This is a genomic window from Candidatus Foliamicus sp. (assembly GCF_965221325.1).
In the GTDB taxonomy this organism is placed as follows: domain Bacteria; phylum Pseudomonadota; class Gammaproteobacteria; order Steroidobacterales; family Foliamicaceae; genus Foliamicus.
This window is the reverse complement of sequence record NZ_OZ244880.1, coordinates 518,186-542,728: the sequence shown is the minus strand read 5'-3', so window position 1 is coordinate 542,728 and position 24,543 is coordinate 518,186. Positions and strand designations below refer to the sequence as shown.

The 24,543-nt window shown below is 66.5% G+C and carries 35 protein-coding genes; all 35 read right to left on the bottom strand.

What is annotated here, in order from left to right:
• Window positions 1–59: 59 nt before the first annotated feature.
• Complete coding sequence (gene pth, locus ACWCOO_RS02560; protein ID WP_446831405.1) at window positions 60–668, bottom strand: aminoacyl-tRNA hydrolase; 609 nt, start codon at window positions 666–668, stop codon at window positions 60–62.
• Window positions 643–1,317: a 50S ribosomal protein L25/general stress protein Ctc gene (locus ACWCOO_RS02555; protein ID WP_446831404.1), complete on the bottom strand. Its 675-nt coding sequence runs from the start codon at window positions 1,315–1,317 to the stop codon at window positions 643–645. Before ACWCOO_RS02555 ends, pth begins: the two co-directional genes overlap by 26 nt.
• Window positions 1,318–1,445: 128 nt before the next feature.
• Entirely contained in the window at window positions 1,446–4,616 is a 3,171-nt protein-coding gene (locus ACWCOO_RS02550) for an efflux RND transporter permease subunit (RefSeq protein ID WP_446831403.1), read from the bottom strand.
• A gap of 3 nt (window positions 4,617–4,619) precedes the next feature.
• The gene (locus ACWCOO_RS02545) at window positions 4,620–5,741 is read right to left on the bottom strand and encodes an efflux RND transporter periplasmic adaptor subunit (protein ID WP_446831402.1); all 1,122 of its coding nucleotides are present in this window, start codon (window positions 5,739–5,741) and stop codon (window positions 4,620–4,622) included.
• A gap of 151 nt (window positions 5,742–5,892) precedes the next feature.
• A complete protein-coding gene (locus ACWCOO_RS02540; protein ID WP_446831401.1) occupies window positions 5,893–7,248 on the bottom strand; it encodes a sodium-dependent transporter in 1,356 nt (451 codons plus the stop codon).
• Window positions 7,249–7,371: 123 nt separating this feature from the next.
• Complete coding sequence (gene rplQ / locus ACWCOO_RS02535; protein ID WP_446831400.1) at window positions 7,372–7,740, bottom strand: 50S ribosomal protein L17; 369 nt, start codon at window positions 7,738–7,740, stop codon at window positions 7,372–7,374.
• Between the two features lie 19 nt (window positions 7,741–7,759).
• Window positions 7,760–8,755, bottom strand: coding sequence for a DNA-directed RNA polymerase subunit alpha (locus ACWCOO_RS02530; RefSeq protein WP_446831399.1), 996 nt, complete (start codon window positions 8,753–8,755; stop codon window positions 7,760–7,762).
• Between the two features lie 16 nt (window positions 8,756–8,771).
• Complete coding sequence (rpsD, locus tag ACWCOO_RS02525; protein WP_446831398.1) at window positions 8,772–9,395, bottom strand: 30S ribosomal protein S4; 624 nt, start codon at window positions 9,393–9,395, stop codon at window positions 8,772–8,774.
• An 11-nt stretch (window positions 9,396–9,406) separates the two neighbouring features.
• A complete protein-coding gene (rpsK, locus tag ACWCOO_RS02520; RefSeq protein WP_446831397.1) occupies window positions 9,407–9,793 on the bottom strand; it encodes a 30S ribosomal protein S11 in 387 nt (128 codons plus the stop codon).
• Between the two features lie 11 nt (window positions 9,794–9,804).
• A complete protein-coding gene (rpsM, locus tag ACWCOO_RS02515; RefSeq protein ID WP_446831396.1) occupies window positions 9,805–10,161 on the bottom strand; it encodes a 30S ribosomal protein S13 in 357 nt (118 codons plus the stop codon).
• Window positions 10,162–10,222: 61 nt separating this feature from the next.
• Window positions 10,223–10,336, bottom strand: a complete 114-nt coding sequence (rpmJ, locus tag ACWCOO_RS02510) for a 50S ribosomal protein L36 (protein WP_446831395.1) — start codon at window positions 10,334–10,336, stop codon at window positions 10,223–10,225.
• 28 nt (window positions 10,337–10,364) lie between these two features.
• On the bottom strand, window positions 10,365–11,714 hold the full coding sequence (gene secY, locus ACWCOO_RS02505) for a preprotein translocase subunit SecY (RefSeq protein ID WP_446831394.1): 1,350 nt from the start codon (window positions 11,712–11,714) through the stop codon (window positions 10,365–10,367).
• Window positions 11,714–12,193, bottom strand: coding sequence for a 50S ribosomal protein L15 (gene rplO / locus ACWCOO_RS02500; RefSeq protein ID WP_446831982.1), 480 nt, complete (start codon window positions 12,191–12,193; stop codon window positions 11,714–11,716). Before rplO ends, secY begins: the two co-directional genes overlap by 1 nt.
• Entirely contained in the window at window positions 12,190–12,387 is a 198-nt protein-coding gene (rpmD, locus tag ACWCOO_RS02495) for a 50S ribosomal protein L30 (protein WP_446831393.1), read from the bottom strand. The genes rplO and rpmD overlap by 4 nt, the downstream gene beginning before the upstream one ends.
• 66 nt (window positions 12,388–12,453) lie before the next feature.
• Window positions 12,454–12,954 carry a 30S ribosomal protein S5 gene (gene rpsE / locus ACWCOO_RS02490; RefSeq protein WP_446831392.1) on the bottom strand — a complete coding sequence of 167 codons (501 nt, stop codon included), beginning with the start codon at window positions 12,952–12,954 and terminating at the stop codon, window positions 12,454–12,456.
• Window positions 12,955–12,981: 27 nt separating this feature from the next.
• Window positions 12,982–13,329 (bottom strand): 50S ribosomal protein L18, encoded by a 348-nt coding sequence (gene rplR, locus ACWCOO_RS02485; protein ID WP_446831981.1) that lies wholly within the window; start codon window positions 13,327–13,329, stop codon window positions 12,982–12,984.
• Window positions 13,330–13,353: 24 nt separating this feature from the next.
• The gene (gene rplF / locus ACWCOO_RS02480; RefSeq protein ID WP_446831391.1) at window positions 13,354–13,887 is read right to left on the bottom strand and encodes a 50S ribosomal protein L6; all 534 of its coding nucleotides are present in this window, start codon (window positions 13,885–13,887) and stop codon (window positions 13,354–13,356) included.
• Between the two features lie 33 nt (window positions 13,888–13,920).
• Window positions 13,921–14,319 carry a 30S ribosomal protein S8 gene (rpsH, locus tag ACWCOO_RS02475; protein WP_446831390.1) on the bottom strand — a complete coding sequence of 133 codons (399 nt, stop codon included), beginning with the start codon at window positions 14,317–14,319 and terminating at the stop codon, window positions 13,921–13,923.
• A 4-nt stretch (window positions 14,320–14,323) separates the two neighbouring features.
• Entirely contained in the window at window positions 14,324–14,629 is a 306-nt protein-coding gene (gene rpsN, locus ACWCOO_RS02470) for a 30S ribosomal protein S14 (protein ID WP_446831389.1), read from the bottom strand.
• A 6-nt stretch (window positions 14,630–14,635) separates the two neighbouring features.
• Window positions 14,636–15,175 carry a 50S ribosomal protein L5 gene (gene rplE, locus ACWCOO_RS02465; protein WP_446831388.1) on the bottom strand — a complete coding sequence of 180 codons (540 nt, stop codon included), beginning with the start codon at window positions 15,173–15,175 and terminating at the stop codon, window positions 14,636–14,638.
• Entirely contained in the window at window positions 15,172–15,492 is a 321-nt protein-coding gene (gene rplX, locus ACWCOO_RS02460) for a 50S ribosomal protein L24 (RefSeq protein ID WP_446831387.1), read from the bottom strand. The genes rplE and rplX overlap by 4 nt, the downstream gene beginning before the upstream one ends.
• Before the next feature lie 79 nt (window positions 15,493–15,571).
• Entirely contained in the window at window positions 15,572–15,940 is a 369-nt protein-coding gene (rplN, locus tag ACWCOO_RS02455) for a 50S ribosomal protein L14 (RefSeq protein ID WP_446831386.1), read from the bottom strand.
• An 18-nt stretch (window positions 15,941–15,958) separates the two neighbouring features.
• Window positions 15,959–16,216 carry a 30S ribosomal protein S17 gene (gene rpsQ, locus ACWCOO_RS02450; protein ID WP_446831385.1) on the bottom strand — a complete coding sequence of 86 codons (258 nt, stop codon included), beginning with the start codon at window positions 16,214–16,216 and terminating at the stop codon, window positions 15,959–15,961.
• Window positions 16,213–16,404, bottom strand: a complete 192-nt coding sequence (rpmC, locus tag ACWCOO_RS02445) for a 50S ribosomal protein L29 (RefSeq protein ID WP_446831384.1) — start codon at window positions 16,402–16,404, stop codon at window positions 16,213–16,215. The genes rpsQ and rpmC overlap by 4 nt, the downstream gene beginning before the upstream one ends.
• Entirely contained in the window at window positions 16,401–16,814 is a 414-nt protein-coding gene (gene rplP, locus ACWCOO_RS02440) for a 50S ribosomal protein L16 (protein WP_446831383.1), read from the bottom strand. Before rplP ends, rpmC begins: the two co-directional genes overlap by 4 nt.
• Window positions 16,811–17,608, bottom strand: a complete 798-nt coding sequence (rpsC, locus tag ACWCOO_RS02435) for a 30S ribosomal protein S3 (protein ID WP_446831382.1) — start codon at window positions 17,606–17,608, stop codon at window positions 16,811–16,813. Before rpsC ends, rplP begins: the two co-directional genes overlap by 4 nt.
• Before the next feature lie 17 nt (window positions 17,609–17,625).
• On the bottom strand, window positions 17,626–17,958 hold the full coding sequence (gene rplV / locus ACWCOO_RS02430; protein WP_446831381.1) for a 50S ribosomal protein L22: 333 nt from the start codon (window positions 17,956–17,958) through the stop codon (window positions 17,626–17,628).
• A gap of 18 nt (window positions 17,959–17,976) precedes the next feature.
• Complete coding sequence (gene rpsS / locus ACWCOO_RS02425; RefSeq protein ID WP_446831380.1) at window positions 17,977–18,255, bottom strand: 30S ribosomal protein S19; 279 nt, start codon at window positions 18,253–18,255, stop codon at window positions 17,977–17,979.
• Between the two features lie 11 nt (window positions 18,256–18,266).
• Window positions 18,267–19,094, bottom strand: coding sequence for a 50S ribosomal protein L2 (rplB, locus tag ACWCOO_RS02420; RefSeq protein WP_446831379.1), 828 nt, complete (start codon window positions 19,092–19,094; stop codon window positions 18,267–18,269).
• Between the two features lie 13 nt (window positions 19,095–19,107).
• Window positions 19,108–19,422: a 50S ribosomal protein L23 gene (gene rplW, locus ACWCOO_RS02415; protein ID WP_446831378.1), complete on the bottom strand. Its 315-nt coding sequence runs from the start codon at window positions 19,420–19,422 to the stop codon at window positions 19,108–19,110.
• Window positions 19,419–19,997, bottom strand: coding sequence for a 50S ribosomal protein L4 (gene rplD / locus ACWCOO_RS02410; protein ID WP_446831377.1), 579 nt, complete (start codon window positions 19,995–19,997; stop codon window positions 19,419–19,421). Before rplD ends, rplW begins: the two co-directional genes overlap by 4 nt.
• 81 nt (window positions 19,998–20,078) lie before the next feature.
• Window positions 20,079–20,741, bottom strand: coding sequence for a 50S ribosomal protein L3 (rplC, locus tag ACWCOO_RS02405; protein ID WP_446831376.1), 663 nt, complete (start codon window positions 20,739–20,741; stop codon window positions 20,079–20,081).
• Between the two features lie 79 nt (window positions 20,742–20,820).
• Window positions 20,821–21,135, bottom strand: a complete 315-nt coding sequence (gene rpsJ / locus ACWCOO_RS02400; protein ID WP_446831375.1) for a 30S ribosomal protein S10 — start codon at window positions 21,133–21,135, stop codon at window positions 20,821–20,823.
• Window positions 21,136–21,172: 37 nt separating this feature from the next.
• Window positions 21,173–22,363: an elongation factor Tu gene (gene tuf, locus ACWCOO_RS02395; RefSeq protein WP_446831362.1), complete on the bottom strand. Its 1,191-nt coding sequence runs from the start codon at window positions 22,361–22,363 to the stop codon at window positions 21,173–21,175.
• Between the two features lie 32 nt (window positions 22,364–22,395).
• A complete protein-coding gene (gene fusA, locus ACWCOO_RS02390; protein WP_446831374.1) occupies window positions 22,396–24,483 on the bottom strand; it encodes an elongation factor G in 2,088 nt (695 codons plus the stop codon).
• Between the last annotated feature and the right edge of the window lie 60 nt (window positions 24,484–24,543).

Sequence of the window (24,543 nt, the reverse complement as noted above, 5' to 3'; positions counted from 1 at the left end):
GCCCTCGCTTGTTGGCCGCGGCGCGGTCCGCAATTCCGGCAACCGGTGCAAAGTCCGGTTTAGTGAAGCGTTGGGGTGTGGAGCTCGTTCATGGCGGCCTGCAGGCCATTGGCGTAAAGAACGCTCAGTGCCTTGAGCGCTGAGTCCATGGCCGAATCGAGCGCAAGCGCCTCGTCCGGGGTGGGCGGCGACAGCACGTAGCGGGTCATGTCTGCGGCGCCGGGCGGGCGGCCCACGCCGAGGCGCAGGCGCAGGAAGTCGGCGCCGCAGTGTTCGATCACGTCGCGCAGACCATTGTGGCCGCCGTGGCCGCCGCCATACTTCAGCCGCGCCGTGCCGGGCGGCAGGTCGAGATCGTCGTGCACCACCAGCATCTTGCCGGGTTCCTGCCTGCGGAACTTCAGCACTTTGCGCACCACGTCGCCGCTGTTGTTCATGTAGTTGAGGGGCTTGACCAGGAGCAGCTTGACCTCCTGCCAGAATACGAGCACGCCGAAGGCGCCCAGGCGCGGCTGTATGCCCATGCTCTGCACCTGCGACTGTTCGGTGAGCCGGTCGATGAAGGTATAGCCGGCGTTGTGCCGGTTGGAGCGGTGCCGGGCCCCCGGATTGCCCAGGCCGACAATCAGCTCGGGCGGACGTTCAATCTTCGCCGCCGGACTCGTCATCGGCCGGAGCTTCGGCGGCGTCCTCATCCTCCGCAATCTCTTCGTCGTCTTCTTCCTCGTCCTCGACCTGCGCGATGCGGCGGAGCTGCACAGCGACTACCGGATGATCGGTGGTTCCATGAACGCGCTCGTTGATGACGACGCCTTCCGGCAGGTCGAGATCGGAAATGTGGAACATGGCGTCGAGTTCCGCGGCGACCAGGTCCACTTCGATCTGCTCGGGCAGGTCTTTCGGCAGGCACACGACGTGCAACTCGTTGAGCAGGTGCGAGACGCTGCCGCCCATCTTCACGCCCGGCGACTGATCGGCGTTGCGCAGCGTAATGGGCACCGCCATGCGGACCTGCTCATCGTCGCGCACGCGCTGCAGGTCCAGGTGCAGCACCGAGCCGCGCGACGGGTGGCGATGCACATCCTTGACGATGGCGGGCTGGGCCTTGTCGCCCACGCGGATATTGAGCACGCGCGAACGGAAGGTGGGGTCCTCAAGCCGGCGCGCCAGCGTTTCGGCGGGAAAGGCCAGCATGCGCGTGGGCCGGCCGGCGCCATACAACACGGCCGGCGCCAGGCCGGCGCGACGGGCGCGGCGGGCGGCGCGCTTGCCGCTGTCTTCGCGCAACTCGCCCTGCAGGTCAATCATGGAAGGCATGGGGCGCAATTGTACTTGAATGCGCAGGAAACGCGCCTATCCGGCATACGCAACGCAGTCCAGTCAGGATGCATGACAGGCCGGGCGCGGCGGCAGTTCCGCCCCGAGCTGCCGGCCCGCAATCCGGCCTAGTTGTTGGGCTCGGACAGCGCCTGCGGCAGGGGGCCTTCAAGACCCGGCTGCAAGCCTTCGCCGCGCGGGTAGCGCTTGCGCAGCGTCTGCACGGCGCGGGACACGGCATTGGCCGGACGCGTGCGGCCCGCCAGCATGGCATAGACGCAAGGCACTACATACAAGGTAAGCACCACCGACACCAGCACACCGCCCAGCACCACCACGCCCAGCGAGCGCCGGGCCGCGGACCCGGGGCCATCGCTGACGATCAGCGGGATCGAACCGCCCACCGTACACATGCTGGTCATCAGCACCGGGCGCAGCCGGGTGGCGGCGCCTTCCAGCACCGCTTCGACCACCGACAGGCCGCGGTCGCGGAGCTGGTTGGAAAACTCCACGATGAGGATGCCGTTCTTGGCCGCCAGGCCGATCAGCATGATGCAGCCGGTGAGGCTGAACACGTTCAGCGAACCGCCGGCGACATTCAGGCCCAGCATGCCGCCGGCCAGCGCCAGGGGCACGGTAAGCAGGATGATCAGGGGGTGGATGAAACTCTCGAACTGCGCCGCCAGCACCAGGAAGCAGATCAGCAGCGCGAGCAGGAAGCTGAAGTAAATCTGGTTGCCGGACTCCACATATTCGCGCGACTCGCCGTCGTACTGGATGCTCAAGGATTCATCCTGCACTTCTTCGGCGATTACCGTGTTCACGAACTCCAGCGCCTCGCCCAGCGAGTAGCCGGGCTCCAGGTTGGCGGACAGCTTGATGGAGCGCTGGCGGTTGAAGCGCTGCAGTTGGCGCGGACCGGAGCTTTCCTCCAGCCGCACCAGACTGGCCAGCGGCACCAGGCCATTCGAAGCCGAGCGCACGTAGATGTTGTTGAGGTCCTGCGGCGTGACCCGGTCGCTCTCGGACGCCTGCAGCACCACGTTGTATTCCTCGCCGCGGTCGATGAAGGTGGTGACGCGCCGCGAGCCCAGCATCGTTTGCAGCGTTTCGCCCACATCGCGCAGCGACACGCCCAGGTCGGTAGCGCGGGCGCGGTCCACGCTCACCTTTATCTCAGGCTTGGTCTCGTAGTAGTCCGAGTCCATGTTGATGATTCGTGGGTTCTCGCGCACCCGATCCATCACCCGGTCGCGCCATTCCGCGATCTGGTCGTACTCGTTGCCACGCAGCACCACCTGCAATGCACGTCCGCCGCCCATGTTGAGGCTGGGCGGCAGAAACACCATGGCCCGCACGCCCGGCAGTTCGGACAGTGGGCCACGCATCTGTCCTGCGATCTCGGCCGAGGTGAAGCGGCGCTGGTCGTGCGGCTCCAGCGGCATGTACATGAAAGCCGAACTGATGTCGCTGCCGGCGCCCCAGCCTCCGGTGCGGATGATGGCGCGGCGCGCCTCGCCGGCTTCGACCTGGCGGACGGCGATGTCCTCGACCTGCGAGATCTGTTCGTCCATGTAGTCGAAACTGGCGCCTTCCGGACCGCGCACCATGACGATCATCATGCCGCGATCTTCGAGGGGCGCATACTCCTGGGGCAACTGGTCGAACAGGAAGTAACCGCCCGCCGAAACGCCGGCCACCAGCACCAGCGCCGCCCAGGGAGCGCGCAGCGCGCGCGTCATGGCAGAGCGGTAGGCGCCGGTCAAGGCGCGGAACGCCTTGCCACGGTTGCGGCCGCGCTCCGACTGGGTGATCTTTGACTGGCTGCGCATCATGCGCGAGCACAGCATGGGCACCAGGGTCAGCGCCACCAGCGAGGAAAACACCACCGCCGAGGCCAGTGCAATGCCGAATTCGCCGAACAGCACGCCGATGCGGCCGGGCGCCAGGGCCACCGGCAGGAACACCGACACCAGCACCACCGTGGTGGCGATTACAGCAAAGCCGATCTGGCGGCTGCCGTCGATGGCCGCCAGCAGCGGCGGGCGCCCCTGCTCGCGGTGGCGCACGATGTTCTCCAGCACCACAATGGCGTCGTCCACCACCAGGCCGATGGCCAGCACCGCCGCCAGCAGGGTGAGCGTGTTGATGGTGTAGCCCAGCACCGCCAGCACCATGGCCGCGGCGATGATGGACACCGGGATGGTGAGCCCGGGAATCAGGGTGGCGCGCCAGGAATTGAGAAACAGCAGCATCACCACCAGCACCACGCCCAGGGCGATGATCAGCGCCTTGATGACCTCGGCCATGGACTTCCCGACGAACTCGGAGAAGTCCACGTTCACGTCGAGGTTGATGTCGTCGGGAAGCGACGGCTGCAGCCGCGCCACCGCTTCGGTCACGGCGCCGTTCACGGCCACGATATTGGCCTGGGCCTGGGGCACGATGCCGAGGCTCACGCCGGCCTGCTTGTTGGAGCGGGCGATCGAGCGCGTGTTCTCCGGCTCCAGCCGGATATCGGCCACTTCGTTGAGCCGCACGAAGCGGCCCGAGTCGCCGCGCCCGATCACCAGCGCGCCGAACTCTTCGGGCGTGCTCAGCCGGGTAACGGCGCGCAACGTGAACTCGCGGTCCACCGACTCGATGCGGCCTGCCGGCAGCTCCACGTTCTCGCGCCGCAGCGTGTTTTCGACATCCTGCACGGTGAGGCCGCGGGCGCCCAGGGCGTCGCGGTCGAGCCACACGCGCATGGCCGGGCGGCGCCCGCCGCTGACGCGAATCGAAGCCACGCCGTCCACCACGCCGAGCCGGTCCACGATATTGCGCTCGGCATAATCGGTAACCTCCATTACCGAGCGGGTGGCGCTGGACACATCCACGTACATGGTGGCGTCCATCATGTTGTCCTGCTTGGTGATCTGCGGCGGGTCGGCCTCTTCCGGCAGGGCGCGCAAGACCCTTGAGACGCGCTCGCGCACGTCGTTGGCGGCGGCGTCGATGTTGCGGTCGAGCGCAAATTCCATGGTTATGGTGGAACGCTCGTCCTGACTGCGCGAGGTCATTTTCACGACGCCTTCCAGGCCGGCCACTTCGTCCTCGAGCACCTGCGTGATGCGGCGCTCTATCACGTCGCCCGAGGCGCCCGTGTAACGCGTGTCGATCGACACCACCGGCGGCTGCACATCGGGGTATTCGCGCACCGACAGCGTGCTGCCGGCCAGCAAACCGAGGATCAGCAGCACCAGGCTGATCACGGCGGCCAGCACCGGGCGGCGCACGGAAATATCGGAAATCAGCATGAATCAGTCGCCTGCCGGGCTCGCGCGCGAGCCGGCGGCGGCGCTGCCGGCCGGCGGCGCGGCGGAGGCGCCGGCCATGCGCACGGGCAGACCGTCGCGCATGCGCTGCACTCCCTGGGTAACGATCTGCTCGCCGGGCTCCAGTCCGGCCATGATCTCGACCTGGCCCGGGCGGCGCGAACCCAGTGTGACCTGACGCTCTTCGGCGCGCCCTTCGCTCACTACATAGACGAACTGCCGGCCCTGGCGCGGCACCAGCGCCGCCTCGGGCGCCAGCACCACGTTCTCGCGCCGCCGGGAAATATCCACCTGCAGGAACATGCCGGGCTTGAGCGCCCGGTCTTCGTTGGGCATCAGGGCCACCACGGCCAGCGAGCGCGTCATCGGATCCACGCGGCTGTCCACGCCAACCACCGTGCCGGTAAACATCCGGCCAGGCCAGGCCGCGGCTGCGGCGAGGATGTCCAGGCCCTCCTGCACTACGCCGAGGTATTCCTCGGGCACCGAAAACTCGAGCTTCATCACGGCCGTGTCGTCGAGCGTCGTGATCACGGTGTTGGGCTGCACCAGACCCCCCACGCTGACCCGCCGCAAGCCCACCTCGCCAGTGAAGGGCGCGCGTATGTTGGTGTCTTCAAGGCGGGCGCGGGCCGAATTGACCTGGGCTTCGGCGACCTGTAGCTGGGCCTGAATTTCTTCCAGTTCCACTTCGGATACGACCTGGCTGGCGGCCAGCGTTTCCAGTCTGCCGTAGCGGCTGCGGCGCTCGCGCAGGTTGGCCTCGGCCAGATCCAGGTCGGCGCGAATCTCGCGGCTGTCGAGTTCGACCAGCACCGTGCCTTCGCGCACGCTCTGCCCCTCGTCGAAGTGGATGGCCGACACCACGCTGGAGATGCGCGGCGTAACGTCGATGGCTTCGTTGGCGCGGGCCGTGGCCAGGGCCGTGTAGTTGTCGGTCATGTCGCCGATCAGGACGGTCTCGGTGACCACCGGCGGAGGCCCGCCGCCAGGCCGCCCCCTGCTGTTCCCGCCGTCGTCGCCGCAGCCGGCGGCAAGCAGCGCCAGCGCAGACAGCGCGGCCGGCAGGGTCAGGCGGAGGCGGACGGATTGCGTGGATTGAGGCATGGCGTGATGAGCATTCGCAGCATCCTGCTGCGCGGATTTATCGGGCATTGTAGCGCCTGCGGTTTCGCGAGTGGCGATCAGCCGCGGAAAGGTGGCGCCCTGGATTTCCCGCCGACGCCTGCGCTGCTCGGCGCAGACGGGGCGCAGGAGATCAGCCGAAGAAGGCCGAGTACATAAGGTACAAGATCGCCAGAGGGGCCACCACCCGCAACAACCAGAGCCAGATAGTGAATAGCGGGCCGTCACGCCAGCCCAGTTCGCCCTGCAGCAGGGCGCGCTTCATGCGCCAGCCGGCAAACAGCGCGATCAGCGCGCCGCCCAAGGGCATCATCAGCGTGGCAGTGAGAAAGTCGATCAGCTCGAACGGGTTCTTGCCCGCCACCACGTTCCACGACTCGCCCACGCCGAACGACAGCACCGTGAGCAAGCCCAAAGCCCATAGCGATGCGCCCACGACCCAGGTGGCGCGCCAGCGGCTGAATGCGAAGCGTTCCTGCAGGAGGCTCACGGCGGCCTCCATCAGGGCAATGGCCGAAGTGAGCGCCGCGAACGCCAGCAGCAGGAAGAAAACCGTGCCGATTGCGCTGCCCCCGGGCATGCCGCCAAAGGCTATGGGCAGCGTAAGAAACACCAGCGATGTGCCCGAGTCGGGCGCCAGGCCGTTGGCGAAAACCAGCGGGAATATCGCGATTCCGGCCAGCACCGCCACGCTGGTGTCGGCTACGGTGATGCCGAGGCAGGCTTGCGGCAAGGACACCTCGCGGGGTGCAAAGGCGCCATACATCATCATCAGGCCCATAGCCACGCCGATCGAGAAAAAGGCGTGGCTGACCGCCTCCAGCGCCGACGCCGCGGTGAGCTGCTCGAAGCGGAAGTCGAACATGAAGGCGAGGCCCTCGGCCGCGTCGCCCTCCAGCAGCGCGTAGGCGACAACGGTCAGCAGCAACAGCAGCAACAGCGGCATCAGCAGGCGCACGGCCACCTCCACGCCGCGCCGCACCCCGCGTCCCACGATCACGCAGGTAACCAGCATGAACAGCGTGTGCCAGGCGCCCAGACGCACGGGGTCCTGGTTCAGGCCGGCGTTGAGCGCCGTGGCGGACTCGCGGTCGAGACCGCTGAACGCGCCACGCGCCGCCAGCACCAGGTAGTCGGCGGTGCTGCCTGCGATCACGCTGTAGAAGCTCATTATCAGGTAGCCGGTCAACAGACCCATGCCGCCCACCAGGCCCCACAGCGCCATGCGCCCGCTGCGGGTGGCCACGCCGGCCATCGCCGTGTAGGGGCTGGCGCGGCCGAGACGGCCGATCGCGACTTCTGCCGAGAGGATGGGCACGGCCACCAGGAAAGCGGCGGCCAGATACACGAACACGAAGGCGCCGCCGCCGTTCTCGCCCATGATGTAGGGGAACCGCCAGATGTTGCCCAGGCCGATGGCGCCGCCTATGGAGGCGAGCAGAAAGGTTCGCCCCGAACTCCAGCGCCGCGCTGCGGTGTTTTCGGTCATGCCTGGCTCCCGGCTTCCCCAAAACGCGCCATGATGCCACAGCCGCGGCGGCGGGCTTGGCGCCAGCACGCGGTGTCGGGAATGCGGAAACGCCCGGCCGGCAAGCGGCGGGCGGCGAGACGGCTATTCGGACGGTGCGTCTTCGACCAGGCGGACAATAGCCATGGGCGCGGCGTCGCCGGCGCGGCGGCCATTCTTGAGGATGCTCAGGTAGCCGCCGGGGCGTTCCCGGTAGCGCGGCCCCAGTTCGGTGAACAGCTTGCCCACGGCCTGGCGGTTGCGCAGGCGGCTGAAGGCCAGCCGGCGGCGCGCCACGCCGTCCTCGCCGGCCAGCGTAATCAGCGGTTCCACCACGCGCCTGAGCTCCTTGGCCTTGGGCAGCGTGGTGGCGATACGCTCGTGCTCAATCAGCGAGGCGGCCATGTTGCGAAACATGGCGCGCCGGTGGGCGCTTTTGCGCCCCAGACTGCGGCCGGACTTGCGGTGACGCATGGCGTATTCCTGGCTCGGCTCAGGCGGCCGTCTTGAGCCCGGCCGGCGGCCATTCGGGCAGTTTCAGGCCCAGTTCCAGGCCCCGTTCGCCCAGCTTCTCGCGGATCTCGGTGAGCGAGCGCTTGCCGAGATTGGGCGTGCGCAGCAGTTCGGCGTCGGTCTTCTGCACCAGGTCGCCCACGAAGTGGATGTTCTCGGCCTTGAGGCAGTTCACCGAGCGGGCATTGAGCTGCAATTCCTCGACCGGCGACATGTAGAGCTGGCGCAACTGCGGATCCAGCCCCATCAGGCCCATGTTCTCGCTGGGCGCCAGGTCCACGAACACGGTGAGCTGGTCGCGCAGGATTTCACCGGCACGCCGGACCGCATCGCCCGGATCGATGGCGCCGTTGGTTTCCAGCTCCACGATCAGACGGTCGAGGTCGGTGCGCCGTTCGACGCGCGCCGCCTCCACGTCGTAGCTCACGCGCCGCACCGGGCTGAAGGAGGCGTCAAGCTGCAGACGGCCCATGGTGACGCTGCCTTCTTCGACCTCGGCCGTGCGGGTGGCGGGGCGGTAGCCGCGGCCGGTGGCCACGGTCAGGCGCATGCTCAGCTCCACACCCGAGGTGAGCGTGGCAATGTGCTGATCGGGATTGACAACTTCCACGTCATGGTCGGTGGCGATGTCGCCGGCGGTAACCTGGCCCGGCCCCTTCTTCACGAGCATCAACTCGGCGCTGGCGCGCGCATGCATGCGCACCGCCACATCCTTGAGGTTAAGCAGAATCTCCACCACGTCCTCCTTGACGCCTTCGATGGAGCTGTACTCGTGCAGCACCTCATTCTGGATCTCGGCTTCGGTGATGGCGGCGCCCGGCATGCTGGAAAGCAGCAGGCGGCGCAGGGCGTTACCCAGCGTGTGGCCGAAGCCGCGCTCCAGCGGCTCGATGGTGATGCGCGCGCGATTCGGCGCGCCGCGCTCCTCCACTTTCACGATGCGGGGCTTCAGGAAGGTGTGTACAGATGGTTCCATGCGCTTGCACTCCGGTTTATTTCGAATACAACTCGACAACCAGGCTTTCGTTGATATCGGGAAGGATTTCTTCGCGTTCGGGAAGACTCTTGACGGCGCCGGACAGGGCCTTGTCGTCCACATCCAGCCACTCGGGGAAACCGAGCTGGCGGGCAATCTCCAGGGCATTCTGAATGCGCAACTGTTCCTTGGCGCGCGGATGCACGGCCACGGTGTCGCCGGCCTTGACCTGGAACGACGGAATGTTTACCGGCCGGCCGTTCACCTGTATGCCGCGATGCGAGACAAGCTGCCGGGCCTCAGGCCGGGTAGCGGCGAAACCCAGGCGATAGACGATGTTGTCCAGGCGGCCTTCCAGCAGCCGCAGCAGGTTATCGCCGGTGGAGCCCTTCTGGCGCGCGGCGCGCTTGTAGTAGTTGCGGAACTGCCGTTCCAGCACACCATACATGCGACGCAGCTTCTGCTTCTCGCGCAACTGCAGGCCGTAGTCGGAGGTGCGTCCGGGGCGCTGCGCGCTGCGCGCGCCGGGCACGCGGTCGTGCCGGCACTTTTCTTCCAGCGAGCGGACCCGGCTCTTGAGCAGCAGGTCCATGCCCTCGCGCCGCGAGAGCTTGCAAACGGGTCCGGTGTAGCGAGCCATAGTTGCGCCTCCTATACGCGGCGCCGCTTGGGCGCGCGGCAGCCGTTGTGGGGGATGGGCGTGACATCCTCGATATGCGTAACGCGGAAGCCCGCGGCGTTGAGTGCGCGCACCGCCGACTCGCGGCCGGGGCCGGGGCCTCGCACCCGTACCTGCAGGCTGGACATGCCCATCTCGCGCGCCCGATTGGCGGCGCGCTCGGCGGCCACCTGGGCGGCGAAAGGCGTGGACTTGCGCGAACCACGGAAGCCCGAACCGCCGGAGGTGGCCCAGGACAGCGCATTGCCCTGCGGATCGGTGATGGTGATGATGGTGTTGTTGAAAGAGGCGTGAATGTGCGCAATGCCTTCCGAGACATTGCGCCGGACCGCCTTCTTGCGGGGTTTGGGTCGCGCCATGGGTCGTTCCCCTATTTGCGGATGGGACGGCGCGGGCCCTTGCGGGTGCGCGCGTTGGTGCGGCTGCGCTGGCCGCGCACCGGCAGGCCGCGCCGATGGCGCAGGCCGCGGTAGCAGCCCAGGTCCATGAGCCGCTTGACGGCCATGGAGTTCTCGCGGCGCAAGTCGCCTTCGAGCTGGAAGCGGGCCACGGTGCTGCGAATGCGCTCGACCGAACCCTCGTCGAGATCTTTCACCTGCACGTCGGGCTGCACGTTCGACAGCGTACAGATCTCGAGCGCGCGGCTGGGGCCGATGCCGTGGATGTGGGTCAGCGCCACCCGCACGTGTTTATAGACGGGCACATTGATGCCGGCGATGCGGGCCATGCTCAGCGCTCCCCCGCAGCGCGGGCCGCGCAAACCATGATGGGTTGGCTACGCATGGCGTTCAGCCCTGCCTTTGCTTGTGCCGCGGGTCGGTGCACAACACGCGCAGCACGCCGCGGCGCCGCACTATCTTGCAGTTGCGGCAGATCTTCTTTACCGAGGTGCGCACTTTCATTCGTTCGCTTCTCCTTCAAGCCGGCCGCTCAACGCAGCCCCCGGCGCCCGTACGAGCCCAGGTTGGCTTTCTTCATCAGGCCCTCGTACTGGTGCGACATCATGTGCGCCTGCAACTGGGCCAGAAAATCCATGGTGACCACCACCATGATGAGCAATGAGGTGCCGCCGAAATAGAACGGCACCTGCCATTGCATGATCAGAAACTCCGGCATCAGGCACACGCCGGTAATGTAAATGCCGCCCCACAGCGTGATGCGCGTCAGCACCCGGTCGATGTATTCGGCGGTCTGCCGGCCGGGGCGGATGCCGGGAATGAAGGCGCCGGAACGCCTGAGGTTGTCGGCGGTGTCGCGCGCGTTGAACACCAGCGCGGTGTAGAAGAACGCGAAGAACAGGATCAGCCCGCCGTAGAGCATCACGTAGATGGGCTGCCCCGGCGCCAGGCGCGCGCCCAGCGTCTGCAGCCAAGCGAAGCCTTCGGCCTGGCCGAACCAGGAGGCCAGCGTGGCCGGAAACAGGATGATGCTGCTGGCGAAGATAGGCGGGATCACGCCGGACATGTTGAGCTTGAACGGCAGGTGGCTGGACTGACCGGCATACATGCGCCGGCCCTGCATGCGCTTGGCGTAGTTGACCGGAATGCGCCGCTGGGCGCGCTCCACGAACACCACGAAGGCGGTCACGGCCAGGATCAGCAGCATCAGGATCAGCGCGAAGGCGCCGTTCAGTTCGCCGGTGCTGACCAACTGCAGGGTGCCACCGAAAGCCGATGGCAGTCCGGCCAGGATGCTGGCCAGGATGATCATGGAAATGCCGTTGCCGATGCCGCGTTCGGTAATCTGCTCGCCCAGCCACATCAGGAACACGGTGCCGGTGGTGAGCGTGAGCGCCGCGGTCATCACGAACGTGGGGCCGGGGTTTATGACCACGCCCTGCCCCTGCAGCGCCACCGACATGGCGATCGACTGGAAGGTGGCCAGGATCACGGTGAAGTAGCGGGTGTACTTGACGATCTGGCGGCGGCCGGACTCGCCTTCCTTGCGGAGCTGGGCCAGGGTGGGAACCACCACGCCGGCCAATTGCATGATGATCGACGCCGAGATGTAGGGCATGATGCCCAGCGCGAAGATCGAAAGCCGCTCCAGCGCACCGCCGGAGAACATGTTCATCATGCTCAGGATGGTGCCTTCCTGCTGCTGGAAGAACTGGGCGAGCGCGTCGGGATCGACCCCCGGCACCGGAATGAAGGCGCCGATGCGATACACGATCAGCGCGCCTGCCAGGAACATCAAACGCTTGCGCAGGTCGGAAAAGCGCGTGGCTTCGCCCAGCGCCGAGGCGGGATTGAAGGCACCGCCGGCTCCGCGCCGCGCCATCAGTCCTGCTCCTCGGACGCTGCAGCTTGCGTTGCGCCTGCATCGGCGAGGGGCTCGACCGATCCGCCGGCCGCCTCGATGGCCTTGCGGGCGCCGGCGGTGGCGGCGATTCCGACCAGCTTTACGGGCGCTGTTATCGGGCCGCTCAGGAACACCTTGGCGACGCGGGTGTCGAAGCGGGCCAGGCCGTGCTTCTTGAGCAGCGCAAGATCAATGCTGGCGGCCCCGAAGCGCGCCAGTTCGCCGGTGCGCACCCGCGCCACGCGGCGCGCGCTGCGCGAATGAAAGCCGACCTTGGGCAGGCGCCTTTGCAGCGGCATCTGCCCGCCCTCGAAACCGCGCATGCGACCGGACCCCGAACGCGAACGCTGGCCCTTCTGGCCGCGGCCGCAGGTCTTGCCGCCGCCGGCCGAGGCGCCTCTTCCGACGCGCTTGCGCCGCTTGCGGCCACCGGCTTGCGAGAGGCTGTTCAGCATCAGTCCAGCGCCTCCACGCGCAGCATGTACGACGCCTTGTTGATCATGCCGAGATTCTCGGGCGTGGCCGGCACGGTGACGCTCTGGTGTATGCGCCGCAGCCCCAGGCCGCGTACGCAAGACTGGTGCTTGCGCAGGCGCCCATTCAGGCTGCGCGTGAGCGTAAGGCGAAGATTCTTGCGCTTCGCTTCAGCCATGAGCCTGACGGCGCCCGGCCGCTCCCGTGAGCCTGCAACCGCTGCAACAGTTCCCGGACATGTTCTTCATGCCAGAATTTCCTTGACGGCCTTGCCGCGCGCGCGCGCCACCTGGCCGGGCGAGCGGACCGCATGCAGCGCCTTGATGGTGGCGCGCACCACGTTGATGGGGTTGCGCGAACCGTACGACTTGGCCAGCACATTGCGCACGCCGCAGCACTCGAACACTGCGCGCATGGCGCCGCCTGCAATGATGCCGGTACCCTCGGCAGCCGGCTGCATATAGACGCGGGTGGCGCCGTGGCGGCCGGTCATGGCGTAATGCAGGGTTCCGCGGCGCAGCTTCACCGGCTTCATCTCGATGCGCGCTTCGGCCAGCGACTTCTGGATCGCCAGCGGCACCTCGCGCGCCTTGCTGTGGCCGAAGCCCACCGCACCGTTGCCGTCGCCGACCACGGTGAGCGCGGTAAAGCCGAACTGACGGCCGCCCTTGACCACCTTGGCCACGCGGTTGACATAGACCAGCTTCTCGAGCAGGTCTTCGCGCGTTTCGTTTTCGTTCGCCATGGTTCGCCGCCGGCTCCTTGGTCCGGGCTAAAACTTCAGTCCCGCCTCGCGGGCCGCATCGGCCAGCGCCTTGATCCGGCCGTGGAAGCGGAACCCGGAGCGGTCGAATGCGACCGCCTTCACGCCCGCCTCCAGGGCCTGCTCGCCCAGGCGCTTGCCAACCGCCGCCGCCGCCGCCACGTTGCTGGTGTTGTCGAGTTCGCCGCGCAGGTGCAGCGTGGAGCAGGTGGCCAGAACCCGGCCGCCCTCGGGAGCGATCAGTTGCGCATAAATGTGCCGCGCGCTGCGATGCACGCACAGCCGCGCTACGCCCAGGCGGGCGATGCGGGCGCGCGTCTTGCGGGCGCGGCGGGCGCGGGCGGTCCTCTTGTCGATGGCCATGCTCGCTATCCTTGATACCTACTTCTTCTTCGCTTCCTTCAGGCGCAGTTGTTCGCCGCGGTAGCGCACGCCCTTGCCCTTGTAGGGTTCCGGCGGCCTGATGGCGCGGATTTCCGCGGCCGTCTGTCCGACCCGTTGGCGATTGACCGATTCCAGCACGATTTCGGTCTGCGACGGCGTCTTCACCGATACGCCCTCCGCTACCTGGTACTCGACCGGGTGCGAAAATCCGAGCTGCAGCGCCAGCTTGCTGCCCTGGGCCTCGGCCCGGTAGCCGGTGCCTACCAGTTGCAGGCGCCGCTCGAAGCCTGCCGTGACGCCGGTGAACAGGTTGCGCACCAAGGCGCAGGTGGTGCCGGTCATGCTGCGCGCCAGGCGCGAGCCCGAGCGGGCCTTCACGCTCACTGCGCCATCGTCGAGGCGCATGTCGATCTCGCTGTGCACGGCCACGCTATCCTCGCCCTTGGGTCCCTTGGCGACCAGCAGCCCGTTGGCCAGGCTGGCGGTTACGCCGGCGGGCACGGGAATGGGTCTCTTGGCCAGGCGGGACATGATGGTTGATACTTCCTTGAGAACCCGGGCCGGCTAACTGACAATGCAGAGCACTTCGCCGCCCTGCCCGGCCGCGCGGGACTCGCGGTCGCTCATTACGCCCTTGGAGGTGGAAATCACGGCAACGCCGAGACCGCCCATGACCCGCGGCAGCGCGTCGGCGCCGCGGTAGAGCCGCAATCCGGGCCGGGAAGCGCGCTCCAGCCGGCGGATAACGGGCTCGCCCTGCTCGTACTTGAGATCGATGCGCAGGGTGCGCTCGGGGCCGGGCTGGCCGGAGGACTCGAAGCCCTCGATATAGCCTTCGGCTTCCAGCACCCGGGCAATGGATTCCTTGATCCCGGACCCGGGCATGGACACTTGCTCGTGCCCGGCCTTCTGCGCATTGCGAATGCGCGTGAGCATGTCCGATATGGGATCCTGCATGCTCATGCCGTCACCACGAAGCCTTGCTGACGCCGGGGATGTTGCCGAACATGGTTTCCTCGCGCAGCTTGTTGCGGCTTATGCCGAACTTCTTGAAATAACCTCTGGGGCGCCCGGTTATGGCGCAGCGGTTGCGCAGGCGCGCGGGACTGGAATCGCGCGGCAGGCGCTGCAGAGCCTCCAGCGCCTCGGCCAGGGCCTCGGGACTGGAAGAGCGATCCTTGATGATGCGCTTCAAGGCCTCGCGGCGCTCCCGGTAGCGCTGCACAGTGCGCAGGCGCTTGCGCTCGCGTTCCACCATGCTGGTCTTGGCCATGCGGGCTTACCTCTTGAAGGGAAACTTGAACTCGTCGAGCAGCGCGCGGCCCTGCTCGTCGTCCACCGCCGTAGTGGTAATGGCAATATCCAGCCCACGTATAACGTCGATGTTGTCGTAGTTGATTTCGGGAAAAATGATCTGCTCGGTGACGCCGATGCTGTAGTTGCCGCGCCCGTCGAAGGAACGCGGGTCGAGACCGCGGAAGTCGCGGATGCGCGGAATCGCCACGTTCACCAGGCGCTCCAGAAAGTCGTACATGCGCGCGCGGCGCAGCGTAACCTTGCAGCCTATGGGAAAGCCTTCGCGCAGCTTGAAGGCGGCCACGGAGCGGCGCGCGTGCGTGATCACGGCGCGCTGCCCGGCGATCAGCGTGAGGTCCTCGGCGGCTTTCTTCACTACGCCGCGGTCGGACACGCCATCGCCCACACCCATGTTGAGCGTGATCTTGGCGATCCGCGGGACCTGCATGGGGTTGCTCAGCTCAAGGCGCTGCATCAGCCGCGGGGCCATTTCGGTACGGTAGGTTTGCTGCAGCGCGTTCATGTGGAATCGATAACCTCGCCGTCGCTCTTGAAGTAGCGTACGCGCCGACCCTCGACCAGCGCCTTGACGCCGATACGACCGGCCTTCTCGTTGCGCGGGTTGTAGAGCGCCACATTGGACACGTGTAAAGGCCGCTCTTCCTCGACGATGCCGCCGGGCTGGTTCTGCTGCGGGTTGGGCTTGCGGTGCTTGCGCACCAGGTTGACGTTCTCGACCAGCACCCGCTCGCGGCCCACGAGCTTGCGCACCACGCCCCGCTCGCCGCGGTGCGCGCCGGCAATAACGATCACTTCGTCGCCCGACTTCAAGCGCTGCATGAGAATGCTCCCGAAGGCCTGAACGAATGGGCGCTTGCCGTGGGCTGGACAGCCGCGTCGTGGAGTTGCTGCGCCAGCATCAGAGCACCTCCGGAGCCAGCGACACGATCTTCATGAAACGGGCCGAGCGCAGTTCGCGCGTTACGGGTCCGAAGATGCGCGTGCCGACCGGCTCCAGACGCGGATTCAGAAGCACCGCGGCATTGCCGTCGAAGCGTATCAGCGAACCGTCGGGACGCCGGACGCCGCTGCGGGTGCGCACCACCACGGCGTGGTAGAGCTCGCCCTTGCGCACCCGACCGCGCGGCACCGAGTCCTTTACCGTGACCCGAATCACGTCGCCGATGCGCGCATAGCGCCGGCGCGAACCGCCGAGCACCTTGATGCATTGCAGCTTGCGCGCGCCGGAGTTGTCGGCCGCGTTCAATACGGTTTGGGCTTGAATCATGGCCGCGTACTCCCGCCGTCACTCGGTGCTCCCGTCCGCTCGTCTCAGCACGCGGACCAGTCTCCATGATTTGCGGCGCGACACGGGGCGCCCCTCGACGATCGCTACCAGGTCGCCTTCGCGCGCAACGTTGCTCTCGTCGTGCACGAGCATGCGGGTGGTGCGCCGCGCGTACTTGCCGTACATCGGATGCTTGACGACGCGCTCGACAGCCACGCGGCGGGTCTTGTCGGAGCCGCCGGGCAAGACCCGTGCAATGCGTTCGGACGCGCTCATGACGCGGTCGCCTCGCGCATGATTGTCTTGACGCGCGCAATGTCGCGCCGCAGTTCGCGGTGGCGATGCACGCGCGCCTCCTGGCCCGTGGCCTGGCTCAAGCGCATCTGCAGTTGCTCGCGGCGCAGCTCAAGCAGTCGCTGCTTGAGTCCGGCGGCGTCCATTTCCCTGAGTTCGGCAGTCTTCATTGGAGCTGCCTCTGGACGAACGCGGTATCCACCGGCAGTTTCGAGGCAGCCAACCGGAACGCCTCGCGGGCCAGCGGTTCGGGCACGCCCTCGATTTCGTAGAGCAGGCGGCCCGGCTGCACCAGCGCCACCCAGTATTCGACATTGCCCTTGCCCTTGCCCTGGCGCACTTCCAGCGGTTTTTGGGTGATGGGCTTGTCGGGGAAGATGCGAATCCACACCTTGCCCCCGCGGCGTACGCGGCGCGTCAGCGCGCGGCGCGCAGCCTCGATCTGGCGCGACGTGATCCGCCCCCGGGTGGTGGCCTTGAGGCCGAATTCGCCGAAGGCCACGAAGTTGCCGCGCTGCGCCAGACCGCGGTTACGGCCTTTGTGCATCTTGCGATACTTGGTGCGCTTGGGCTGCATCATGACGGCGTTACCTGGGCCGGCGGCTCACCGGCCGGCGCTGCTGGAGCGGCCGGCGCTGCTGGCGCGGCCGGCGCTGCTGGCGCGGCCGGCGCGCCCGGTGTGGCCGGTGTGGCCGCCACGGTCGGCGTCGCTTCCGCCGTGGCCGGCGCTTCCTCCGGTGAACTCTTTTCGCCGCGGAATATCCACGCCTTCACGCCCACCACGCCATAGGTGGTGAACGCTTCGGCCACCCCGTAGTCGATGTCGGCGCGGAAAGTATGCAAGGGCACGCGGCCTTCGCGGTACCACTCCGAACGGGCGATTTCCGCGCCGTTCAGCCGGCCCGACACCTTGACCTTTACGCCCAGAGCGCCCAAACGCATGGTGGTGCTGACCGCGCGGCGCATGGCGCGACGGAACATGACGCGGCGCTCGAGCTGCGAGGCGATGTTCTCGGCCACCAGGCGGGCATGCAGCTCGGGCTTCTTGATTTCGTTGATATTCACGCGCACCTGGTGCAACTGCGTGCCGATCAGCTTGGCCAGATCGCGGCGCAGCTTCTCGATGTCCTCTCCCTTCTTGCCGATCACGGTGCCGGGACGGGCGGTGTGGATCTGGATCTGGGTGCTCTCGCGGTGCCGCTCGATGTCGATATGGCTGACCGCGGCGTCCTTCAGGCGCCGCCGCAGCAACTCGCGGATCCGGTAATCGGATTCGACCAGCGACGGGAAGGTCTTCGAATCGGCATACCAGACCGACGACCAGGGGCGCGAAATGCCCAGCCGGATACCTATGGGATTGACTTTCTGGCCCATGCGCGTCGCCGTTCTGCTTATTCGTCCGATACCGTGACGCTGATATGCGTCTGGGGTTTGAGGATACGCGCGCCGCGCCCGCGGGCCCGGGCGCGAAAACGCCGGAATGGCTTGGCCTCGTCCACCAGCACCTCGCTCACGCGCAGCTCGTCGATGTCGGCGCCGAAATTGGTTTGCGCATTGGCAATAGCCGAGTTGAGCACCTTGCCCAGCAGGGTCGCGGCGCGACGCGGCGTGAACGCCAGGGCGTCGGCGGCCTCCTCCACGGCAAGGCCGCGAATGAGACCCGCGGCCAGGCGCGTCTTGCGCGTGGAGATGCGGGCGAAGCGCAGACGGGCGGATACTTCCATAGTGAACCTGCCCCGGCCCTAAGTGGCCTTGGCCTTGCGGTCGCCGGAATGACCGCGAAAGGTGCGCGTGGGGGAAAACTCGCCGAGCTTGTGGCCCACCATGTTTTCCGAAATCAGGATCGGGATATGGTCGCGTCCGTTGTGCACGGCAATCGTGAGCCCCACCATGTCGGGCACGATCATCGAGCGCCGCGACCATGTCTTGATCGGCCGCGGGCTGCGATTGGCGGCGGCGACTTGCACCTTCTTCATCAGGTGCAGATCCACGAACGGGCCTTTGCGCAGGGAACGGGGCATGACCGGATCCCCTACCGGCCCTTGCGGCGGCGCACAATCATGCGCTCGACGCCCTTGCGACGGCGGGTGCGGTAGCCCTTGGTCGGTACGCCCCAGGGACTTACCGGGTGACGCCCGCCGGAGGAACGGCCCTCGCCGCCGCCATGCGGGTGATCGACCGGATTCATGGCCACGCCGCGCACGGTGGGGCGTATGCCCCGCCAACGCTTGACGCCAGCCTTGCCGTCCTTGCGCAGGCCATGCTGGTTGTTGCCCACCTCGCCGATAGTGGCGCGACACACGGCCGCTACCTTGCGCATTTCGCCGGACCGCATGCGCAAAGTGGCGTGCGGGCCTTCGCGCGCCACCAACTGGGCCGAGGCGCCGGCGGCACGGGCCAGTTGGCCGCCCTTTCCGGGCTTCATTTCGATGTTGTGAATTTGCGTTCCCAGAGGAATGCGGTTCAGCGGCAAGCAATTGCCCACGCGGATGGGCGCATCCAGGCCGGATAACAACTGCTGGCCCGGCTTGACCCCGTCGGGCGCCAGGATGTAGCGACGCTCGCCGTCGGCGTAGGCCAGCAGCGCCAGGTGCGCACTGCGGTTGGGATCGTATTCCAGGCGCTCGACGCGGGCTGGAATACCGTCCTTGTTGCGGCGGAAATCGATGATGCGGTAGCGGCGCTTGTGGCCACCGCCGCGATGCCGGGTGGTGATGCGCCCGGCGTTGTTGCGTCCGCCTCGGCCAGGCAAGGGTCGCGTGAGCGGCCCGTAGGGCGCGCCCTTGTGCAACTCGGGCGTGACCACCCGCACCGCAAAGCGTTGCCCGGGAGAGGTCGGATTCAGAGGTTTGAGCGCCATGACCGATACCTGCCTATTCGCCGGCCACGAAGTCGAGGTCCTGGCCCGCGGCCAGGGTGACGTATGCCTTTTTCCAGGCCGCCCGGCGGCCCATACTGCCCCCGCGGCGCTTGCGCTTCCCCTTGCAATTGATCACCGCGACCGAATCCACCTGCACGTCGAATATCTGCCGCACCGCCTCGGCGATTTCGGGCTTGGTGGCGGTAGTGGCGACCCGGAACGCCAGTTGCTTGCGTCCGCCGCTTTCCGCCAGGTTCAGGGCCTTTTCCGACAGATGCGGCGCCCGGATGGCGTTCAGCAAGCGCTCCGACAGTTCAGCGGCGCTCATTGCAGGCGCTCCTTGAGTTGATCGAACGCGCCTTCGGTAAACAGCATCCGCCCCGAACCGGCCAACACCACCGGATTGACCTGGCGCAGGTCGATGATGTCCACGTCGGGCAGGTTGCGGACGCCCAGGCACAACTCCGGATACTGGTCGCAGGACTCCACCACGATCACCCCGCCGGGGAACTCGAGTTCCTTGAGCAGGGCCACGGCCGAGGCCGTGCGGCAATCGGGCGGGGCCAGCTCGCGGGCCACCGTGAGCCGCCGGCTGCGCGCCACTTCCGCGAGCAGGCAACGCATTGCGCCGCGGTACATCTTGCGGTTGATCTTCCTGGAGTGGGAGCGCGGCTGGGCCGCGAAGGTACGACCGCCGCCAACCCAGATCGGGCTGGAACGAGTGCCTGCGCGGGCGCGTCCGGTGCCCTTCTGGCGCCAGGGTTTGGCGCCGCCGCCGCGCACAGCGCTACGGTTCTTCTGTGCCTTGGTGCCCTGCCGGGCACCTGCCAGCCAGGTTACAACCGCCTGGTGGACCAGCGACTCGTTGAACGGCACGTCGCTGGAGAAAGGCTTGTAAACCATTCTCGTGGGCCGGCTCTTGGCTTTGCCAGCGGCTGTAGAACTTTTCCGCCCCTTGTTTTCCGTAGCCGCTGCGTTCATCGTTCAAGCCTTGGGGGAGGTTTGGGTCTGCATCGGGGTCTTGACCGCGGGTCGCACCAGTACACGGCCCATGGCGTGGCCCGGAATGGCGCCCTTCACGAGAATCAGATTGCGTTCCTCGTCGATGCGCATCACTTCGAGGTTCTGCACCGTGCGCCGCACCGCGCCAAGGTGTCCGGACATCTTCTTGCCCTTGAACACTCGGCCCGGAGTCTGGTTCTGGCCGATCGAGCCCGGCACGCGGTGGGCCTTGGAATTGCCGTGCGTGGCGTCCTGACCGCGGAAATGATGGCGCTTGATGGTGCCGGCATAACCCTTGCCGATAGTGGTTCCGGTCACGTCCACCCGCTGGCCGGGCGAGAACAGGGCAACGGTGAGTTCGGAGCCGGGTTCGTAGCTTTCGAGCTGGCCGGGATCGGCGAGGCGATGCTCGTAGAGACCCTTGCCGGGCGACTGACCGCCATACTGACCGGCCGCGGCCTTGCCCGGGGCCTTGCGCGCCTCGCCCACCGTCACCTGGATGGCCGCATAGCCGTCCTGTTGCGGGGTGCGGCGGCGGGTCACGCGGTTGGGGCTGGCCTCGATCACGGTGATGGGCACACTGACCCCGTCCTCCGTAAACAGGCGCGTCATTCCCCGCTTTTGGCCGATCAAACCAATGCTCATGCCGGTGGCTCTAGAAGAGGCACAACCCCGCCTGACATAGGCGAGGGTAAAGACGAGTTATTTTAGCCATGCCAATGCGCTAATTCAAGCGGATTTGCGCATCCACGCCGGCAGGAAGTTCGAGCTTCATCAGCGCGTCCACCGTCTTGTCGCTGGGCTCGATAATGTCCAGCAGACGTTTGTGGGTGCGCAGCTCGTACTGGTCGCGCGCGTCCTTGTTGACGTGCGGGGAGATCAGCACCGTGAAGCGCTCCTTGCGGGTGGGCAGCGGCACCGGCCCGCGCACCTTGGCGCCGGTGCGGCGGGCGGTCTCGACAATTTCGCGGGCCGACGAATCGATCAGGCGATGATCGAATGCCTTCAGGCGGATTCGGATGTTTTGCGTTTCTGCCATGTTCAACTACTCCTGCACATGCGGGCGCGGCCCGCAATCACTCCACCACCTTGGCGACGACGCCGGCGCCGACGGTGCGTCCGCCCTCGCGAATCGCAAAGCGCAGACCGTCCTCCATCGCAATCGGCGAAATCAAGTCCACCTCCATGCGTATGTTGTCGCCCGGCATCACCATCTCAACATCCGCAGGCAATGTCACCGCACCCGTAACGTCCGTGGTGCGAAAATAAAACTGCGGACGATAACCTCGGAAAAACGGCGTGTGACGACCGCCCTCCTCCTTGGTCAATACATAAACCTCCGCCTCAAAACGCGTGTGCGGCGTAATCGAACCCGGACGCGACAATACCTGACCGCGCTCCACCTCATCACGCTTCACACCGCGCAGCAATACGCCCACATTGTCGCCCGCACGCCCCTCGTCCAACAGCTTGCGAAACATCTCCACGCCCGTGCAGGTGGTCTTGGACGTGTCCTTGATGCCCACTATCTCAACTTCCTCGCCCACATGAACCACGCCACGCTCCACACGACCCGTCACCACCGTGCCACGCCCGGCAATCGAAAATACGTCCTCAATCGGCATCAGAAACGCACCATCCACCGCGCGCTCCGGCTCCGGAATGTAACTGTCCATTGCCTCCACCAATGCCTGAACACTGCCTACCCCACGATCGCCTTCCGCACCCTCCAAGGCCTGCAAGGCACTGCCGATAATCACCGGCGTGTCGTCACCCGGAAAGTCATACTGCGAGAGCAGGTCGCGCACCTCCAACTCCACCAGCTCCAACAACTCGTCATCGTCCACCATGTCCGACTTGTTCAGATACACCACGATATACGGAACACCCACCTGACGCGCCAGCAATATGTGCTCGCGCGTCTGCGGCATCGGACCGTCCGCTGCACTCACCACCAGCACCGCACCGTCCATCTGCGCCGCACCCGTAATCATGTTCTTCACATAATCCGCATGACCCGGACAGTCCACGTGCGCATAGTGACGACCCTCGCTCTCATACTCCACGTGCGCCGTCGCAATCGTTATCCCACGCTCGCGCTCCTCCGGAGCATTGTCAATCTCGTCAAACGCCTTGATCTCACCACCATGACGCGCCGCCATGATCTTCGTCAACGCCGCCGTCAACGTCGTCTTGCCATGATCCACGTGGCCTATCGTGCCTACGTTTACATGCGGCTTGGTCCGCTCAAATTTCGCCTTGGCCATCAGTGCATTTCTCCTTGGGGTGTGGGCGTTCCTCAACTGCCGGCGGCGATATCCGCCGCCAGCTTGGCGGGAACCGGAGTGTAACGGGAAAATTCCATCGAATAGGTGGCGCGGCCCTGCGACATCGAGCGCAGCGTGGTGGCATAGCCGAACATCTCGGCCAGCGGCGCCTCGCCGCGCACCACCTTGCCCGACGGCGACTCCTCCATGCTGTGCAGCTCGCCTCGGCGGCGCTGCAGGTCGGCGCTCACGTCGCCCATGTAATCGTCGGGCGTGACCACCTCAATCTTCATGGTGGGCTCGAGCAGGATCGGGCGGGCGCGCTTCATGCCGTCGCGCAACGCCTGCTGGGCGGCCACCCGAAACGCCACTTCGCTGGAATCCACTTCGTGGAAGGAGCCGTCATAGAGCGTGGCGCGCAGATCGACGACCGGATAGCCGCCAAGCACGCCTTCGGCCATCTGCTGCTGCACGCCCTTGTCCACTGCCGGGATGAACTCCCTGGGGATCACGCCGCCGGTGATCTCGTTAACGAATTCGTAGCCCTGCCCGGAGGGCAGCGGCTCAAGACGCAGGAACACATGACCGAACTGGCCGCGGCCGCCGGTTTGACGAACGAAGCGGCCCTCCTGCTCGATCGTCGCGCGGATCGTCTCGCGGTACGAAACCCGCGGGCGGCCTACATTGGCCTCGACGTTGAACTCGCGGCGCATGCGGTCCACGAGAATCTCAAGGTGCAGCTCGCCCATGCCGGCGATGATGGTCTGGCCGGACTCCTTGTCGGTGGACACCTTGAAGGACGGATCCTCGCGAGCCAGCTTCTGCAAGGCCACCGCCATCTTCTCCTGATCGGCGCGGGTGCGCGCTTCCACCGCCACATGTATGACCGGGTCGGGGATGGTGATCCGCTCCAGCGTGATGGGCTGGCCGATGTCGGAGAGGCTGTCGCCGGTGGTGACTTCCTTCAGGCCCACCGCGGCGACGATGTCGCCGGCCCAGACCTCGGAAACCTCCGCGCGCTCGTTGGCGTGCATCTGCAGCAGCCGGCCGATGCGCTCCCTGCGGCCCCGCGTGACGTTGAGGATCTTGTCGCCCGAACGAAGCCGGCCCGAATACATGCGGATGAAAGACAAGTTGCCCACGTAGGGATCGTTGGCGATCTTGAAAGCCAGCGCCGCCAGCGGTTCATCGCCGTCCGGGCGCCGCTCGGCGCTTTCGCCCGAGGGCAGCAGGCCCACGATGGGCGGCTTCTCGGCCGGCGACGGCAGGTAATGCACCACCCCATCGAGCATCGCCTGCACGCCCTTGTTGCGAAAAGCGCTGCCGCACATGGTCGGCACGATTTCGTTGTTCAGCGTACGCTTGCGCAGGCCGGCGCGAATTTCGTCCGCCGACAGCGGCGCGCCTCCCACGTACTTCTCCATCAGTTCATCGCCGCTCTCGGCGGCGGCCTCCACCATGCGCTCGCGCCATTCGGCGGCGAGTTCGGCGAGCTCGTCCGGGACCGGCTCTTCGCGGAAGTTGGCGCCCAGGTCCGTCTGGCTCCAATAGATGGCGCGCTCCTCGACCAGATCCACTACGCCGGCGAAATCCGCCTCCGCGCCGATCGGAATCTGGACCGGCACCGGGCGAGCGCCCAGGCGGCGTTCGATCTGGCCCACCACGCGGAAGAAATCGGCGCCCACGCGGTCCATCTTGTTGATGAAGGCCAGGCGCGGAACCTGGTAGCGATTGGCCTGCCGCCAAACGGTTTCCGATTGCGGCTCCACGCCGCCCACCGAGCAGAACACCGCCACCGCACTGTCGAGCACCCGCAGCGAACGCTCGACCTCAATGGTGAAGTCCACGTGTCCCGGCGTGTCCAGGATGTTGATGCGGTGTTCGGGGAACTGGCGCCGCATCCCGCTCCAGAAGCAGGTGGTGGCCGCCGAGGTGATGGTTATGCCGCGTTCCTGCTCCTGCTCCATCCAGTCCATGATGGCGGCGCCGTCATGGACCTCGCCCAGCTTGTGGGAAACACCGGTATAGAAGAGCACCCGCTCAGTGGTCGTGGTCTTGCCGGCATCGATGTGGGCCATGATGCCGATGTTGCGATAGCGGTCGATGGGCGTAGCGCGCATGCTTCGATACCGATACCGTGAAAGCCGAAGGAGGCTCGGAACAACAAGGACCTGGCGCCG

Excerpts from the sequence above, each read along its gene's own strand:
- rpsM (WP_446831396.1), bottom strand. The coding sequence starts at position 10,161 with ATGGCCCGCATCGCCGGCATCAATGTGCCCGTCTATAAACACGTGCGG.
- rplC (WP_446831376.1), bottom strand. The coding sequence starts at position 20,741 with ATGAGCATTGGTTTGATCGGCCAAAAGCGGGGAATGACGCGCCTGTTT.
- rplE (WP_446831388.1), bottom strand. The coding sequence starts at position 15,175 with ATGAACGCGCTGCAGCAAACCTACCGTACCGAAATGGCCCCGCGGCTG.
- fusA (WP_446831374.1), bottom strand. The coding sequence starts at position 24,483 with ATGCGCGCTACGCCCATCGACCGCTATCGCAACATCGGCATCATGGCC.
- rplB (WP_446831379.1), bottom strand. The coding sequence starts at position 19,094 with ATGGCGCTCAAACCTCTGAATCCGACCTCTCCCGGGCAACGCTTTGCG.
- rplQ (WP_446831400.1), bottom strand. The coding sequence starts at position 7,740 with ATGCGTCACCGCAAGTCCGGCCGCAGTCTGGGGCGCAAAAGCGCCCAC.
- pth (WP_446831405.1), bottom strand. The coding sequence starts at position 668 with ATGACGAGTCCGGCGGCGAAGATTGAACGTCCGCCCGAGCTGATTGTC.
- rpsD (WP_446831398.1), bottom strand. The coding sequence starts at position 9,395 with ATGGCTCGCTACACCGGACCCGTTTGCAAGCTCTCGCGGCGCGAGGGC.
- rpmD (WP_446831393.1), bottom strand. The coding sequence starts at position 12,387 with ATGGCTGAAGCGAAGCGCAAGAATCTTCGCCTTACGCTCACGCGCAGC.
- secY (WP_446831394.1), bottom strand. The coding sequence starts at position 11,714 with ATGGCGCGGCGCGGAGCCGGCGGTGCCTTCAATCCCGCCTCGGCGCTG.
- rpsE (WP_446831392.1), bottom strand. The coding sequence starts at position 12,954 with ATGGCGAACGAAAACGAAACGCGCGAAGACCTGCTCGAGAAGCTGGTC.
- rpsJ (WP_446831375.1), bottom strand. The coding sequence starts at position 21,135 with ATGGCAGAAACGCAAAACATCCGAATCCGCCTGAAGGCATTCGATCAT.
- rplN (WP_446831386.1), bottom strand. The coding sequence starts at position 15,940 with ATGATTCAAGCCCAAACCGTATTGAACGCGGCCGACAACTCCGGCGCG.
- rpsQ (WP_446831385.1), bottom strand. The coding sequence starts at position 16,216 with ATGAGCGCGTCCGAACGCATTGCACGGGTCTTGCCCGGCGGCTCCGAC.
- rplX (WP_446831387.1), bottom strand. The coding sequence starts at position 15,492 with ATGCAGCGCTTGAAGTCGGGCGACGAAGTGATCGTTATTGCCGGCGCG.
- rplF (WP_446831391.1), bottom strand. The coding sequence starts at position 13,887 with ATGTCCCGCCTGGCCAAGAGACCCATTCCCGTGCCCGCCGGCGTAACC.
- rpsC (WP_446831382.1), bottom strand. The coding sequence starts at position 17,608 with ATGGGCCAGAAAGTCAATCCCATAGGTATCCGGCTGGGCATTTCGCGC.
- rplP (WP_446831383.1), bottom strand. The coding sequence starts at position 16,814 with ATGATGCAGCCCAAGCGCACCAAGTATCGCAAGATGCACAAAGGCCGT.
- ACWCOO_RS02530 (WP_446831399.1), bottom strand. The coding sequence starts at position 8,755 with ATGGAACCATCTGTACACACCTTCCTGAAGCCCCGCATCGTGAAAGTG.
- rplW (WP_446831378.1), bottom strand. The coding sequence starts at position 19,422 with ATGAGCGCCGCTGAACTGTCGGAGCGCTTGCTGAACGCCATCCGGGCG.
- rplD (WP_446831377.1), bottom strand. The coding sequence starts at position 19,997 with ATGGTTTACAAGCCTTTCTCCAGCGACGTGCCGTTCAACGAGTCGCTG.
- rpmC (WP_446831384.1), bottom strand. The coding sequence starts at position 16,404 with ATGAAGACTGCCGAACTCAGGGAAATGGACGCCGCCGGACTCAAGCAG.
- rplV (WP_446831381.1), bottom strand. The coding sequence starts at position 17,958 with ATGGAAGTATCCGCCCGTCTGCGCTTCGCCCGCATCTCCACGCGCAAG.
- tuf (WP_446831362.1), bottom strand. The coding sequence starts at position 22,363 with ATGGCCAAGGCGAAATTTGAGCGGACCAAGCCGCATGTAAACGTAGGC.
- ACWCOO_RS02555 (WP_446831404.1), bottom strand. The coding sequence starts at position 1,317 with ATGCCTTCCATGATTGACCTGCAGGGCGAGTTGCGCGAAGACAGCGGC.
- ACWCOO_RS02540 (WP_446831401.1), bottom strand. The coding sequence starts at position 7,248 with ATGACCGAAAACACCGCAGCGCGGCGCTGGAGTTCGGGGCGAACCTTT.
- ACWCOO_RS02545 (WP_446831402.1), bottom strand. The coding sequence starts at position 5,741 with ATGCCTCAATCCACGCAATCCGTCCGCCTCCGCCTGACCCTGCCGGCC.
- rpmJ (WP_446831395.1), bottom strand. The coding sequence starts at position 10,336 with ATGAAAGTGCGCACCTCGGTAAAGAAGATCTGCCGCAACTGCAAGATA.
- rpsN (WP_446831389.1), bottom strand. The coding sequence starts at position 14,629 with ATGGCCAAGACCAGCATGGTGGAACGCGAGCGCAAGCGCCTGCGCACT.
- rpsS (WP_446831380.1), bottom strand. The coding sequence starts at position 18,255 with ATGCCCCGTTCCCTGCGCAAAGGCCCGTTCGTGGATCTGCACCTGATG.
- rpsH (WP_446831390.1), bottom strand. The coding sequence starts at position 14,319 with ATGAGCATGCAGGATCCCATATCGGACATGCTCACGCGCATTCGCAAT.
- rpsK (WP_446831397.1), bottom strand. The coding sequence starts at position 9,793 with ATGGCGCGACCCAAACCCCGCAAGAAGGCGGTCCGGCGCAATGTCTCG.
- ACWCOO_RS02550 (WP_446831403.1), bottom strand. The coding sequence starts at position 4,616 with ATGCTGATTTCCGATATTTCCGTGCGCCGCCCGGTGCTGGCCGCCGTG.